This is a genomic window from Roseomonas gilardii (assembly GCF_001941945.1).
GTDB lineage: Bacteria > Pseudomonadota > Alphaproteobacteria > Acetobacterales > Acetobacteraceae > Roseomonas.
The window spans coordinates 2,405,683-2,420,839 of record NZ_CP015583.1; the positions used below are offsets into that span (position 1 = coordinate 2,405,683).

The following is a 15,157-nucleotide window of genomic DNA, read 5'->3' on the forward strand; positions in this document are numbered from 1 at the left end:
TAACAAGTTTCAAAATTTGAGGCGGGCCTATGGCCCGCTTCCCTTTTATGCAGCGCTCCGCTAGGTCGTGAAGCAACCGAGTGTAAGGACCCGCGCGATCGATGACAGCTGCCGCTGCGTCTCTCATTCCCGTCGTCCTCTGCGGAGGGACCGGCACCCGGCTCTGGCCCCTGTCGCGCGAGGGTTATCCGAAGCAGTTCTGGCCCCTGGTCGGCGAGAAGACGATGCTCCAGGCCACGGCGAGCCGTGCCCAGGGCCCCGGCTTCGCGCCACCCATCCTGGTGGCCTCCGAACCGCACCGCTTCCTGGTGGCCGAGCAGTTGCGCGAGGACGGCATCGAAGGCGCGCGCATCGTCCTGGAGCCGGAGGGCCGTAACTCCGCCCCCGCCATCGCCGCCGCCGCCCTGATCGCCGCCGAGCAGGACCCACGCGCCATCCTCTGGATCATGGCCGCCGATGCCGTGATCCAGGACAAGGACGCCCTGCTGGAAGCGGTGAACCTCGCCGCCGAGGCCGCCAAGGCCGGCTCCATCGTGGCCTTCGGCATGAAGCCGACGGCGCCCGAGACCGGCTATGGCTACATCGAGGCCGGCGACCCGCTGCCGACGGCCGAGGGCCTCTTCAAGATCAAGAGCTTCGTCGAGAAGCCCAACGCCGCCACCGCCCGCCACTTCCTGGAAGGCGGCCGCCATCTCTGGAATTCCGGCATGTTCGTGGCCTCCGCCGCGACCTGGCTGGCGGAGCTGGAGCGCCTGGCGCCCGAGCTGATGGAGGCCGTGCGCGCCTCGGTGGAGGGCGCCAAGCGCGACCTCGACTTCGTGCGCCTCGATGCCGAAGCCTTCTGCAAGGCGCCGTCCATCTCCATCGACTACGCGGTGATGGAGAAGACCCCGCACGCCGTGGTCGTCCCCGCCTCGCTCGGCTGGTCCGATGTCGGCTCCTGGGATGCGCTCTGGGCCGTCTCGGCCAAGGACGAGAAGGACAACGCCACCCACGGCCCCGTCCATCTCGTGGAGGCCGAGGGCTGCTTCGTCCGCTCCGAGGGCATGCTCACCGGTGTGGTCGGCCTCAAGGACGCGGTGATCGTCGTCACCGAGGACGCCGTGCTCGCCATGTCCCGCGACAAGGCGCAGGACGTGAAGAAGCTGGTGGAGAAGCTCAAGGCCGCCGGGATCAAGGAGGCCACGGAACACCGCCGCGCCTACCGCCCCTGGGGCCACTACGAGGGCCTCATCCTCGGCAACCGCTTCCAGGTGAAGAAGATCCAGGTCCGCCCGGGCCAGAAGCTCAGCCTGCAGAAGCACCACCACCGCGCCGAGCACTGGGTCGTCGTGAACGGCACCGCGATCGTGGAGCGGGATTCCGAGCGCATGCTCGTCCGCGAGAACGAGAGCGTCTACCTGCCGCTCGGCTGCGTCCATCGCATGGAGAACCCGGGCATGATCCCGCTGACCCTGATCGAGGTGCAGTCGGGCTCCTATCTCGGCGAGGACGACATCGTCCGCTACGAGGACAACTACGGCCGGGCCTGAGGCCCAGCCTTCCCCCCGGGTGGCGCCACGGCGCCATCCGGTCCGAACGCGGAAACGGGCGCCTCCCACCGGGGGCGCCCGTTTCTCTTTCGCCGCCGCGCACCGGAGGAGGCGTTTCCGCCCGCGCCTGCCACGCGCTACGCTGCGCCCCATGCCCGCCTCCCCCCTCCCCGGCGCGTCCTGGCGCGTCGGCAGCGAAACCGGCCGCCTGAACGACGTGCTGGTCTGCCCGCCGGACCACTACCGCTGGCTGCCGCTGAACAGCATCGTCCGCCGCACCCTCGGCGAAACGCGGCAGCGCCCGGCCATCGAGCACCTGCGCGAACAGCATGCCGAGCTCTGCCACGCCCTGGCCCAGGGCGGCGCGCGGGTCCACCGGCTCGTGCCGGAACCGCACCTTCCCTACATGGTCTATACCCGCGACAGCGTGGTCGTGACCCATGCCGGCCCGGTGCTCTGCCAGCTCGAACGCCCGCAGCGCCGGGGCGAATACGCCCCCCTGATCGACTTCCACGCCGCCCAGGGCTCCACCTTCTGGCGCAAGTCCAGCGCCGGCACGCTGGAAGGCGGCGACATCCATATCATCCGCCCCGGCCTCGCCTGCATCGGCGCCAGCGGCGGCCGCACCGACGAGGACGGCGCCGAACAGCTCGCCGGCTGGCTTCGCGCCGAGGGCTGGGAGGTCCGCGTCGAGCCCTTCGACGAGCACTTCCTGCATCTCGACGTGATCTTCTGCATGGCCGCCCCCGGCCTCGCCGTCGCCTGCCTCGACGTGCTCGATCCGGGCTTCGTCGCCTGGCTGGCGGGGCACGGCATCCGCTGCCTTCCCGTCCCCTACCGCGACGCCATGTCCCTCGGCTGCAACATCCTCGCCCTGGGCGACGGCCAGGTGGTCTCCGCCCGGGCCAGCACCGCGCTCAACGCTGCCCTGCGGGCGGAGGGGCTGACGGTGCTCGATCCGGAGATCACACTCTTCACCCTCGGCGGCGGCGGTCCCCACTGCCTGACCTGCCCCCTGTCACGCGAGGCGTGACCCAATTTTCCTGTCGCGCGAAGCGGAGTGAAACGCCCATGAACATCCAGTCGAGGCCCGTGGACCAGGTGATCGCCGAGGCCCGCGAATTCCTGGGCGACCGCCTTTCCACCAGCCAGGCGGTGCGGGAACAGCACAGCCGGGGGGAGGACACCTCCACCCCCACCCTGCCCGACGCCGTCGCCTATGCGCAGACGACCGAGGAGGTTTCCCGCCTCCTCGCCCTCTGCCACCGGCACGAGGTGCCCGTGACCGCCTTCGGCGCCGGCACCTCGCTGGAAGGCCATGCCAACCCCGTCCGCGCCGGCATCAGCCTCGACCTCTCACGCATGGACCGCATCTTGGAGGTCAGCCAGGAGGACATGGACTGCCTGATCGAGCCGGGCGTCACCCGCCACCAGCTCAACGACCACCTGCGCGACCAGGGCCTGTTCTTCCCCGTCGATCCCGGCAGCCACTGCACCATCGGCGGCATGTGCGCGACCCGCGCCTCCGGCACCAATGCCGTGCGCTACGGCACGATCCGCGAGAACGTCATGGGGCTGGAGGTCATCCTCGCCGATGGCCGCGTCATCAACACCGGCTCCCGCACCCGCAAGGCCGCCAACGGCTATGACCTGACCCGGCTGCTGATCGGCTCCGAGGGCACGCTCGGCATCATCACGAAGATCCGCCTGCGCCTGCACGGCATCCCCGAGGCCACCTCGGCCGCGGTCTGCCAGTTCCAGACCCTGCGCGGCGCCGTGGAATGCGTCATCGCCACCATGCAGGCGGGCATCCCCGTCGCCCGCATCGAGCTGGCGGACGAGATCCAGATGGAAGCCTGCATCCGCTATTCGAAGCTGGAAGGCTACGCCGCCCTGCCCACCCTCTTCCTCGAATTCCACGGCTCGCCCGCCGGCGTGCAGGAACAGGCGGAAACGGTGCAGGAACTGGCCGACGCCTTCGGCGGCAGCGGCTTCGCCTGGGCCACGGATGCCGAAACGCGCAACCGGCTCTGGAAGGCCCGGCACGACGCCTACTGGGCCGCGGTCGCGCTCAAGCCCGGCTCGCGCGGCATGGCCACCGATGTCTGCGTGCCCATCTCCCGCCTCGCCGAGGCGATCGTCGGCGCGAAGGAGGACATCCTCGCCTCCGGCATGACCGCGCCCATCGTCGGCCATGTCGGCGACGGCAACTTCCACACCACCATCCTGGTGGACCAGGAGGACCCCACGGCGCAGGACCGCGCCTGGGAGCTGGACAAGAGGATCGTCGCCCGCGGCCTTTCCCTCGGCGGCACCTGCTCCGGCGAGCACGGCGTGGGCCTCGGCAAGCGGGAATTCCTGGAGACCGAGCACGGCCCCGAGGCCCTGGCGGTGATGCGCTCGGTCAAGACGGCGCTCGACCCCAAGGGCATCCTGAACCCGGGCAAGATCTTCCGGAACTGACGCCTCGCCCTCCCCGGCGCCCTTGGGGCCACGCCGGACGCGGCGGGGAGGATTCAACACGACGGACCGGCCGCCCGCACGGGGGCGCCGGCCCGGCCCGGCATGGCCCAACGGCCGCCGGGCGGCCCGAGGGGCGGCACAAGCCTCCGGGCGGATCATGGGAAGGAAGACGCTCGCCATGTCACGGCGCCAATCCAGGCTCCAGCCACGGGAAGCCCTGTCGCCGGCCGCCCCGCAGGCCGTCGGGGATCAGGCCGCACGGATCGCCGCGCCCGCCGAGGCCGGCTTCGTCCTGCCGGTCCTCGCCCTCGCCCTGGGCCACATGCTGTCCAACGGGCTGCGCACCCTGCCCGCCATCGCCGCCGACCGCATCCAGCTCGATCTCGGCCTCACGGCGGAGGGCCTCTCCAGCCTCACCGGCTCCTACCACATCGCCTTCGCCCTGGGTCAGATCCCCGTCGGCGTGGCGCTGGACCGCTTCGGCGTGCGGCCGGTCTCCCTGGCCCTGCTGAGCATCGTCTGCATCGGCACGCTGCTCGCCGCGCTGGCGGGCGGCCCGGCCGGCTTCCTCGTCGCGCAGCTCGTCCTCGGCCTGGGCTGCGCCGGGGCGCTGATCGCCCCGATGACCCTGGCCGCCAAGCGCATGAGCCCGGCCCGCTTCGGCCTCTGGAGCGGGCTGATCCAGGCCATCGGCAACACCGGCATGCTGCTTTCCGCCTCCCCCCTCGCCTGGCTGGTGGAGCGGGAGGGCTGGCGCGCCGGCTTCTGGGCGGCGCTGGGCTTTGGCGTCTTCGCCCTGCTCTGCACCGCCCTGCTGGTGCGCGACCGTCCGGTGCCCGGCAGCGAGAGTCGCCGCTCCCTGCTGGGCGACGCGGTCGAGGTGCTGCGCCTCGTCGTCTCGCGCCGCCTGCGCGGGGCGGTGGTGCTGGCCTTCTGCTCCTTTGCCATCGTGGTCTGCCTGCGTGGCCTCTGGGGCGGTCCCTGGCTGATGCTGGACAAGGGCCTGGACCGCCTGCACACGGGACATGTGCTGCTGCTGGCCACCCTGGCCCTGATCCTCGGCACCATCGGATGGGGCGTGGTGGACCGCCGGCACGAGGGCTGGCGCCGGCGCCTGCTGATCGGCGGGCATCTCGCCGCCGCCGCCGCCATCGGCCTGCTGGTCGCCGGCGGGCCGGATGGCCTGCTCGGCCCCCTGCCGGTGGGCTGGGACCTCGCCATGCTCACCCTCTTCGGCCTGAGCATCGGGGTGCAGCCGCTGATCTTCGCCGCCACCCGCGCCCTGGTGCCGCCGGAACAGACGGGCAAGGCGCTCTCGGCGGTGAACCTGTCCTTCTTCCTCGGGGCCGCCGTGCTCCAGCCCGGCTCGGGCGTGGTGGCGAGCCATGCCGGCACGGGCGCCGCGCTGCTCTTTCTGGCGTTCGTGGTGGTGCTCTGCACCCTCGCCTTCGCCTGGCTGGGGCGAAGCCGGCCGGCACCGGCCGGCCCGTGACCGGCCCATCCCGGAGGAAACGCGCGGGGGGATGGGCACGCCTACCCCCGGGAGAAACGGGCGCCGTCCCGCCCGCCCCACGAGATCGTTAACAGCCCGCCGGCGATATGGGATTGTCGCTCCGCGGTGCGGATGGCGAGTTGCCGTTCCGCAGCCAGCGCGGAGGGCATCGTCGTGCGAGGTTTCCCCGGTCCCGTTCCGCCCCCGCCCCGCATGGGAAAGGCTGCGGAAAAAGCCCCGCTCCTGCCGGGCGGGAAACATACGGCAGCACAATCATTCACGAATGTAAGTCTTGACCGGTGGCCCTCGCCGGGCCATCCCTCCGTTTGACGCCCTGCCCCGAATCTGTCCGGAGCCGGGGACGGACAAGAACAACGCCGGAATCCCACTCGCGAATCCCTGCGGTTCCGCGGGCGGTGCCGTCCGGAGCCCCATCAGACCGCACCCGGGCCCCTTCCCGGTTGTCCGCGGATACGCCTGGAGTAGCCACGATGTTGGGACGTATCGCCAAGGGCTCGCTCGGCCTCTCGCTGGGCTGGTCGGTGCTCGTTGCGCCAGCCACCCTCGTCGCTTCCACCTTCGCCGCGCCGGTGCTGCTGCCGTCGCTCGGCCTGTCCGCCCTGGCCCCCGCGGCCTGGGCCCAGGGCGCGCCGCAGGGCCCGCCGGCGGTCGGCGTGATCGAGCTGAGGCCGCGCCCGGTCACGGAAAGCACCGAATTCGTCGGCCGGATCGAGTCCACCGACCGCGTGGACCTCAAGGCCCGCGTCACCGGCTTCATGCAGGAACGCCTGTTCCAGGAAGGCCAGGAGGTCAGGCGCGGCGACGTGCTCTACCGGCTGGAGCGTCCGCCCTTCGAGGCCCAGGTGGCCCAGGCCCAGGCCTCCGTCGCCTCGGCGGAAGCGGAGCTGACCAATGCCCGCGTCTCCCTCGCCCGCGCCCAGGACCTCGCGCGCAGCAACTTCGGCACCCGCGCCAACCTGGACACGGCGACCGCCCAGGAACGCACCGCCAACGCCAACCTGCTCTCCGCCCAGGCCCAGCTCCGCGTGGCGCAGATCAACCTCGGCTACACCAACATCATCGCGCCGATCGACGGCCGCATCGGCCGCACCAACCTCACCATCGGCAACGTGGTCAGCCCCGATGTCGGCACCCTGGCGACCATCGTGTCGCAGGACCCGATGCGCGTCTCCTTCCCCATCAGCTCCCGCGCCGCGACCCAGCTCTACGAGCGCTACGCCAACCGCGGCGGCATCGACGCCGTGCGCGTGCGCGTGCGCCTGAACACCGGCGAACTGTATCCCGAGAGCGGGCGGATCGAGTTCATCGACAACCAGATCAACCGCAACACGGACACGATCCTGGTGCGCGCCCTGGTCGCCAACCCGGTGCGCGGCAACAACAGCAGCGGCACGGTGCCCTCGCGCTCGCTGATCGACGGCCAGTTCGTCAACGTCTATGTCGAGGGCGTGGAGCCGGTGCAGGCCATCGTGGTGCCCCGCGCCGCCGTGCTGCAGGACCAGCAGGGCTCCTACGTCTTCATCGTGGACGCGGAGAAGAAGGCCCAGCGCCGCGACATCACCCTCGGCCGCGCCCTGGGCGCGGATACGGTGGTGGAGAAGGGCCTGAACCCCGGCGACACCATGGTGACCGAGGGCATCCAGCGCGTCCGCCCCGGACAGGTGGTGAACCCCGCCCCGGCGGCACCCGCCGCCACCCCGGCCCCCGGCCCGGTCCAGCCCGGAAGCACTCCATCCGGCAACGCCCCCTCTGGCAGTGCCCCCTCTGGCAACGCTCCCTCTGGCAACGCTCCCTCTGGCAGCGCCCCTACCGGCGGCAGCCAGCCCGGAGGCAGCCAGGCGCCCTCGACGCAGCCGGCATCCCCGGCCCAGCGGAATCCCGGCTGACCGACGATGATCTCCTCCCTCTTCGTCGACCGGCCGAGGCTGGCCTTCGTCATCTCCATCGTGATCACCATCGCGGGCGCCATCTCGCTGATGCGCATCCCGGTGGCCCAGTTCCCGGACATTGTGCCGCCCCAGGTGCAGGTCAGCGCCACCTATCCGGGCGCCAACGCCGCGGTGATCGAGAGCACCGTCGCCCAGGTGCTGGAGGCGCAGATCAACGGCGTCGAGAACATGATCTACATGTCCTCGAAGAGCGCCAATGACGGCACCTACAGCCTCACCGTCTCCTTCACCCTGGGCACCAACGGCGACATCGCCACGGTGAACGTGAACAACCGCGTCCAGGCCGCCCTGGCCCGCCTGCCGACGGAAGTCCAGCGCAGCGGCGTGACGGTGCGAAAGCGATCCTCCTCGGTGCTGCTCTTCGGCACCCTCTATTCCGAGGGTAACGCGCAGTCGCCGCTGTTCCTATCGAACTACTTCACCATCAACATGAAGGACACGCTGGCCCGCGTGCCCGGCGTGGGCGACGTGTCGATCTTCGGCGCGCAGGACTATTCCATGCGCGTCTGGTTCAACGTGGACCGCCTGGTCAGCCTGAACCTCACCCCCTCCGACATCGTGGCGGCGGTACAGGCGCAGAACGTCCAGGCCGCGGTGGGCCGCCTCGGCGGACGCCCGGCGCCGGACACGCAGCAGTTCCAGATGACGCTGCAAACCCAGGGGCGCCTGACCAGCCCCGAGGAATTCGGCAACATCATCATCCGCGCCAACACCGACGGCTCGGTGCTGCGCCTGCGCGACATCGCGCGGCTGGAGCTCGGCGCCCAGACCATGGAGACGGAGAACCGCTACAACGGCCAGCCCTCCGTCGCCTTCGCGATCTACCTCTCCCCCGGCGCCAATGCGGTGAACGTCGCCGCCGCCGTGCGCAACACGCTCGACGGCCTGTCCCAGCGCTTCCCGGAGGGCATGAAGACCAACGTCTTCTACGACACCACCGACTTCGTGAACGACACCATCCACGAGGTCATCAAGACCCTGATCGAGGCCTTCGTCCTCGTCGTGGCCGTGGTGTTCTTCTTCCTCGGCTCCTGGCGCGCCACCATCGTGCCCACCGTCGCCGTGCCGGTCAGCCTGATCGGCGCCTTCATCGTGCTGCTCGGCCTCGGCTACTCGGCCAACACCATCTCCCTGCTGGCCATGGTGCTCGCCATCGGCATCGTCGTGGACGACGCCATCGTGGTGGTCGAGAATGTCGAGCGCGTGATGGAGGAGGAACCCCACCTCACCCCGGCCGAGGCCACCAAGAAGGCGATGAGCGAGATCACCGCGCCGATCATCGCCATCACCCTGGTGCTGCTCTCGGTCTTCGTGCCGATCGCCTTCATCCCCGGCCTCTCGGGCGAGATGTTCCGCCAGTTCGCGGTCACCATCTCCGCCTCGATGCTGATCTCGGCGCTCAACGCCCTGTCGCTCTCCCCGGCGCTCTGCTCCATCCTGCTGCGGCCCAGCCCCCATGCGGCCGATGGCGGCGGGCGGCGCGGCATCATGGGCCGCGTCCTGAACGGCATCGACTGGACGCGCGACCGCTATGCCGGGATCGTGGCGCGGCTGGTTCGCGTCTCCGCCCTCTCGGTGCTGCTGATCGCGGTGCTGGCCTTCGGCACCTGGGAGCTCTCCCGCCGCACCCCCACCGGCTTCCTGCCGGCCGAGGACCAGGGCGCCTTCTTCGTCCAGGCCCAGCTCCCCCCCGCCGCCAGCGTTTCCCGCTCGCGCGAGGTGGCCAAGCAGATCGAGGACCTGGTCCGGCAGAACCCGGCCGTGCAGGGCACCCTCTCGGTGGTCGGCTTCTCCCTCATCGACGGCGGCGCGCAGTCCAACTCCGCCTTCGTCGTCGTGCGCATGAAGCCCTTCGCCGACCGCGAGGGCGCCATGGGCAGCGTCCAGGCCGCCATCGGCCGCGTCTTCGGCCAGGTGCAGTCCATCCGCACCGCCAACGCCTTCGCCTTCAACGTGCCGCCCATCCAGGGCCTGGGCACCGGCGGCGGCTTCGAATACGTGCTCCAGGACTACGAGGGCCGCTCCCCCGCCGATCTCGGCTCCGCCGCCATGGGCCTGATCGCCGCGGCGAACCAGGACCCGCGCCTGTCGGCGGTCTTCACCACCTTCACCGCCAACACGCCGAGCCTCTACCTCGACGTGGACCGCGACAAGGCACAGTCCCTCCAGGTGCCGATCAGCAGCATCTTCTCCACGCTACAGGCCACCCTCGGCGGCTACTACGTCAACGACTTCAACCTCTTCGGCCGCACTTGGCAGGTCAACCTCCAGGCCGAGTTCCCCGACCGCGCCAATGTCGAGGACCTGTGGCGCGTCTTCATCCGCAACTCGAACGGGGAGATGGTCCCCCTCAGCGCCCTGGCCACCGCCCGGGTCGTGCTGGGGCCGCAGACCATCGGCCGCTACAACAACTACCGCGCCATCACCATCCAGGGCTCGCCGCGCGCCGGCGTCTCCTCGGGCGATGCGCTGAACGCGATGCAGGAACTGTCGGGCCGCACCCTGCCCGCCGGCTACGGCTTCGAATGGACCGGCACCGCCTACCAGGAACGCCTCGCCTCCGGCCAGACCGGCATCATCCTGGCGCTCGCGGTGCTCTTCGCCTTCCTCTTCCTCGTGGCCCTCTACGAGAGCTGGACCATTCCGGTGCCGGTGCTGCTCTCGGTGATCGTGGCCATCACCGGCGCCTTCCTCGGCGTGCTGTTCAGCGGGCTGTCTCTGGACATCTACGCCCAGATCGGACTCGTCGTGCTCATCGCCCTCGCGGCGAAGAACGGCATCCTGATCGTGGAATTCGCCAAGGAGGCCCGCGAGGGCGGCAAGAGCATCCGCGAAGCCGCCATCGAGGGATCGCGCCTGCGCTTCCGCGCGATCATGATGACCTCGATCGCCTTCATCCTCGGCCTGCTGCCGCTGGTGACAGCGAGCGGCGCCGCCGCCGCATCCCGCCGCGCGGTGGGCACCCCCGTCTTCTGGGGCATGCTCGCCGCCTCGCTGGTCGGCATCTTCTTCATCCCGATGCTCTACGTGACCTTCCAGTCGCTGCGCGAGCGCGTGAAGGGCTGGATGGGCAGCACCGGAGGCGACCGCCCGCCGGCCCAGCCGGCGGCCTGAGCGCCGGGAACCCGAGCGCACCGGGGCCGCACCTGCCCCGGTGCCCGTGCCACCCGAAAACGGATCGCGTCCGGATGGAACCACCCGGACGCGATCCGTCCTATCCGGCGCGGAAGCCCAGGACGAAGTCGATCACTTTGTCGAGCGGCATCTCGCAGGGCCGCAGCAACGCCTTCCCCTCCCTGTCCAGATAGATGTTGCAGCTGATCCGGCCGCTGCCGCCCAGCTCCTCTGCATACAGCCAGCGCCGCCGCCCATCGCCCGAACCGGCGAGCGTGACGCCATAGCGCCGCCCGGCATGGTTTCCCTCGCTATAGCCCTTCGGCAGCCTTCCCAGCCCCGCCAGGAAGGCCTCGACCCTGTCGCTCATCGCGCGACAACGCCCGGGCGGGCGCGATGGTCACGCCCCGACGCCTCCGTCCCCCTTCCCAGCCGCCCCGCTCCCGGCCGATGATGCCCACCGGTTTCCGGGTGGGAGGACAAGAATCATGGCCAAGTTCGGCCTCAGCCAATCCCTGCGTCGCGTCGAGGACCCTCGCCTGCTGAAGGGCGAGGGCCGCTACACCGACGACCTCGCCGTCGCCGGCACCGCGACCGGCTACCTGCTGCGCAGCCCGCACGCCCATGCGACGATCCTCTCCATCGACACCGCCGATGCCCGCGCCATGCCCGGCGTGCTCGCCATCTACACGGCGGAGGATCTGGCGGCGGACGGGCTCGGCCCCCTCCCCCATGCCGGCAGCCTGAAGAACCGCGACGGCACCCGCTCCGCCAATGCCCCGCGCTTTCTGCTCGCCAGCGGCAAGGTCCGCCATGTCGGCGATCCGGTGGCCTTCGTGGTGGCGGAAAGCCTCGACGCCGCCAAGGACGCCGCCGAGGCTATCCTGGTGGACTACGACCCGCTGCCCGCCTGCACCGACCTCGCCACCGCCAACGAGCCCGGCCAGCCCCTGGTCTTCGACGACGTGCCGGAGAACCGCGTCTTCGACTGGGCGATCGGCGACAAGGCGAAGACCGACGCGCTCTTCGACACCGCCGCGCATGTCACGCGCCTGACCGTGGTGAACAACCGCGTCGTCGTCGCCTCGATGGAGGGCCGGGCGGCACTCGCGGAATACGACGCCGCCACGGAACGCTTCACCCTCCAGGCCACCAGCCAGGGCGCCTGGCACCTGAAGGACATGCTGGCCGAGCATGTCTTCAAACTGCCCAAGGAGAAGTTCCGCGTCGTCACCCACGATGTCGGCGGCGGCTTCGGCATGAAGCTCTTCTGCTATGTCGAATACGGGCTGGCCTGCTACGCCACCCGCAGGCTGGGCCGCCCGGTGAAGTGGACGGCGGAGCGCAGCGAGGCCTTCGTCTCCGACACGCATGGCCGCGACAACATCACCCTGGGCGAGCTGGCACTGGACCGGGACGGGAAATTCCTGGCGCTGCGCACCCGCAACCTCGCCAACATGGGCGCCTATCTCTCGCAGTTCGCCGGCTTCATCCCCACCGCCGCCGGCACCAAGGTGCTCGCCAGCGTCTACGGCTTCCAGGCCATCTACGCCAACGTCATCGGCGCGTTGACCCACACCACCCCGGTGGACGCCTATCGCGGCGCCGGCCGCCCCGAAAGCAACTACCTCGTCGAGCGCCTGATCGACGCCGCCGCCCGCGAGCTGGGCATCGACCGGGCCGAACTGCGCCGCCGCAACATGGTGCCACCCAGCGCCATGCCGCATACCACCCCGGTCGGCCAGAAATACGACAGCGGCGACTTCGCCCGGGTGCTGGACGAGGCGCTGGAGCGCGCCGGCTGGGCCGGCTTCCCCGCCCGGCAGGCGGAGGCCCGCGCCCGCGGCAAGCGGCGCGGCATCGGCCTCGCCTATTACCTCGAAGCCACCGGCGGCGACCCGAGCGAACGCGCCGAGGTCCGCTTCACCGAGGATGGCAATGTCGAGGTCCTGGTCGGCACCCAGTCCACCGGCCAGGGCCACGAAACCGCCTACACCATGATCATCGCCGAGCGCCTGGGCGTGCCGGTGGACAGGATCCGCGTCCGCCAGGGCGATTCCGACGAGATCCCGACCGGCGGCGGCACCGGCGGCGCCCGCTCCCTCTATTCCGAGGGCACCGCCCTGCTCGCCACCGCTTCCACCGTGCTGGAGCGCGGCCGGCAGGCGGCGGGCGAGGCGCTGGAGGCCGCTCCCGCCGATATCGAGTTCACCACCACCGGCGCGCTCGACGGCGGCGGCCGCTTCACCATCGCCGGCACCGACCGTGGCATCGGCATCCTGGAGCTCGCCGCCCGCCAGCGCGCCGCCGTGGCGAAGGGCGAGTCCGCGACCCTGCTCGACGCCGCCGAGGTCGCCGAGGTTCCCTTCGGCACCTTCCCGAACGGCTGCCACGTCGCCGAGGTCGAGGTGGACCCGGAGACCGGCCTGATCGAGATCGCCCGCTACCTCGTCGTGGACGATGTCGGCCACGCCATCAACCCGCTGATCGTGCGCGGCCAGGTGCATGGCGGCGTGGCCCAGGGCGTCGGACAGGCACTGCACGAGCGCACGGTCTACGACCCGGAAAGCGGCCAGCTCCTTTCCGCCTCCTTCATGGACTACGCCCTGCCCCGCGCCGAGGACCTGCCCGCCATCGAGGTGGACCTCGTCGAGATCCCCTGCGAGACCAACCCGCTCGGCGTGAAGGGCGCCGGCGAGGCCGGCGCGGTGGGCTCCCCGCCCGCGGTGATGAACGCGCTGGTGGATGCTCTGGCCGCCGATGGCGTCACCCATCTCGACATGCCCGCCACGCCCGAGCGCGTCTGGCAGGCCCTGGGGCAATCCATGGCCAGGGCGGCCTGAGGGAGATGGCGCCGCCGGGTCACCCCGGCGGCGCCGGAATGCGGCCCGGAAAGTCCCCCGGAATGCCCCCTCAGGGCAGGGTGATGCGCGGCATGGCGCAGGTATCGAGGCCCTTCCGGTCCTCCACCCCGCCATCGGCATAGACCACCCGCAGGTCATAGACGCAGGCACCCGCCTCCCGCTCCACCGAGCGTGCCGCCCCGGGCGGGATGGCGCCGCGCGGCCCCAGCAGCTCCGGCCCCCAGTTCCCCCGCGTGGAGGGCGTGGCATAGAGCTGCGTGACCGCGCGGCCGGATCGGTTCACCAGGCTGAAGGCCGCCGCGCCGGGCGCCATGCCCTGGGGGCCACCATAGGCGCCGCGATATCCGGGACCCTGGCCGGGCGATACGGGCGGCACGGGCGCGAAGGCCACCTGCCGCTCACGGCAGACATCGACGCCGCGCCGGTCCAGCACCAGCCCCGCCCCGGTCACGGCCCGCAGGTCCAGCACGCAGCCGCCCGCCCCGTCCAGCCGGATGCGTCGGCTGCCGCCATCAGGCACCGGCCCGCCGCGCAGCCGCTCCGGCCCCCAGTTCGGCACCTGGGCCGGCGTCGCATAGACCGACCGGATCGGCTCCCCCGTGCGGTTGACCAGGGTGAAGGCGGTCTCCTGCGCCCGGGCGGGGCCCACCGCGGCCAGTAGGGCGGCCCCCAGCAGGACGACAGGAACGGCGGGCCGGATCATCTCCGCACTCCTTTCACGAAGGGCCCTCCCGGCTCAGCCCGGCGGCAGGGCGATGCGCTGCCGCAGCATGCGGACATCCGCCTCGCGCGGATGCGCGGTGCCGGGGTTGGACACGGCGGCGGCGCCGGCGGCCATGCCCCAGGCGAAGGCCTCCTCCGGCTCCGCGCCACGGGACAGCGCCATCACCATGGCTGCCAGGAAGCTGTCGCCGGCCCCCACCGCGCCCTTCACCTCGACCTTGAGCGCCGGCAGGCGGATGGTGCGCTTCTCCGTGGCCAGGATCGCCCCGTCCGCGCCCAGCGTGACCGCCAGGATGCGCGTCCTGCCGGAACGGACGATCTCGGTGGCGGCTGCCTCCTGCTCCCGTGGGTCCTTCAGCTCGCGCCCAGCCAGGGTCTGGAACTCGCTCAGGCTGGGCTTGATGAGATCGACCGGCGCCTCCAGCGCCTGGATCAGCGCCTGCCCGGAGGTGTCCAGCACGAAGCGCAGCCCGCGCCCGGCGGCGATGCGCGCGGCCCGGGCATAGAAATCCACCGGCACGCCGCGCGGCAGGCTGCCGCTGCAGACCAGCCAGCCGCCCTCCACGGTCTCCAGCACGCCCAGCGCCGCCTGCCACTCGGAATCGGCGATCAGCGGTCCCTCGGGCACGAAGCGGTATTCCAGGCCGGTGGAACGCTCCAGCACGGTTTGGCTGATGCGGGTGAAGCCCTGCACGGCGATGGACTGGCGCGGCACCCCGGCCTCATCCAGCAGTTCCTCCAGCAGATGCCCCGTGGCACCGCCCGCCAGCATCAACGCCAGCGTCTCGCCGCCGAATTCCTTCACCACGCGCGACACGTTGATGCCGCCGCCGCCGGGGTCATGGGCCTCGGATTCGGTGCGGATCTTGTGGATCGGCCGGATCTTCTCCGCCACGCTGGTCAGGTCTACCGACGGGTTCAGCGTCAGCGTCACGATACGGGACTTCGTCAATGGCGCGTGTCCTGATCCTCGGGGTTTCCCGCCGGAGCATGCCATGC

The 15,157-nt window shown here is 71.1% G+C and carries 10 protein-coding genes; 7 read left to right on the forward strand and 3 right to left on the reverse strand.

Features of this window, described 5'->3' with window-relative positions:
* Positions 1 to 101 precede the first annotated feature (101 nt).
* The 6 genes from RGI145_RS11025 (at position 102) to RGI145_RS11050 (ending at position 10,571) form a co-directional block, all read left to right on the forward strand.
* Positions 102 to 1,532: a mannose-1-phosphate guanylyltransferase/mannose-6-phosphate isomerase gene (locus RGI145_RS11025; RefSeq protein ID WP_075798368.1), complete on the forward strand. Its 1,431-nt coding sequence runs from the start codon at positions 102 to 104 to the stop codon at positions 1,530 to 1,532.
* Between the two features lie 151 nt (positions 1,533 to 1,683).
* Positions 1,684 to 2,565 (forward strand): dimethylarginine dimethylaminohydrolase family protein, encoded by an 882-nt coding sequence (locus RGI145_RS11030; RefSeq protein ID WP_075798369.1) that lies wholly within the window; start codon positions 1,684 to 1,686, stop codon positions 2,563 to 2,565.
* 38 nt (positions 2,566 to 2,603) lie between these two features.
* A complete protein-coding gene (locus RGI145_RS11035) occupies positions 2,604 to 3,995 on the forward strand; it encodes an FAD-binding oxidoreductase (RefSeq protein WP_075798370.1) in 1,392 nt (463 codons plus the stop codon).
* Between the two features lie 178 nt (positions 3,996 to 4,173).
* Positions 4,174 to 5,487, forward strand: a complete 1,314-nt coding sequence (locus RGI145_RS11040) for an MFS transporter (RefSeq protein WP_083670604.1) — start codon at positions 4,174 to 4,176, stop codon at positions 5,485 to 5,487.
* A gap of 491 nt (positions 5,488 to 5,978) precedes the next feature.
* A complete protein-coding gene (locus RGI145_RS11045; RefSeq protein WP_075798371.1) occupies positions 5,979 to 7,394 on the forward strand; it encodes an efflux RND transporter periplasmic adaptor subunit in 1,416 nt (471 codons plus the stop codon).
* Between the two features lie 6 nt (positions 7,395 to 7,400).
* Complete coding sequence (locus tag RGI145_RS11050; RefSeq protein ID WP_075798372.1) at positions 7,401 to 10,571, forward strand: efflux RND transporter permease subunit; 3,171 nt, start codon at positions 7,401 to 7,403, stop codon at positions 10,569 to 10,571.
* Positions 10,572 to 10,671: 100 nt separating this feature from the next.
* Here the strand turns inward: RGI145_RS11050 and RGI145_RS11055 are convergent, their stop codons facing one another.
* Positions 10,672 to 10,941, reverse strand: a complete 270-nt coding sequence (locus tag RGI145_RS11055) for a hypothetical protein (protein ID WP_075798373.1) — start codon at positions 10,939 to 10,941, stop codon at positions 10,672 to 10,674.
* Positions 10,942 to 11,059: 118 nt separating this feature from the next.
* On the opposite strand from RGI145_RS11055, the gene RGI145_RS11060 reads away from it, so the two are divergent.
* Entirely contained in the window at positions 11,060 to 13,414 is a 2,355-nt protein-coding gene (locus RGI145_RS11060; protein ID WP_075798374.1) for a xanthine dehydrogenase family protein molybdopterin-binding subunit, read from the forward strand.
* Positions 13,415 to 13,484: 70 nt separating this feature from the next.
* Here the strand turns inward: RGI145_RS11060 and RGI145_RS11065 are convergent, their stop codons facing one another.
* Positions 13,485 to 14,138: a hypothetical protein gene (locus RGI145_RS11065; RefSeq protein WP_075798375.1), complete on the reverse strand. Its 654-nt coding sequence runs from the start codon at positions 14,136 to 14,138 to the stop codon at positions 13,485 to 13,487.
* A 33-nt stretch (positions 14,139 to 14,171) separates the two neighbouring features.
* Positions 14,172 to 15,110: a 1-phosphofructokinase family hexose kinase gene (locus RGI145_RS11070; protein WP_083670606.1), complete on the reverse strand. Its 939-nt coding sequence runs from the start codon at positions 15,108 to 15,110 to the stop codon at positions 14,172 to 14,174.
* Positions 15,111 to 15,157: the final 47 nt, after the last annotated feature.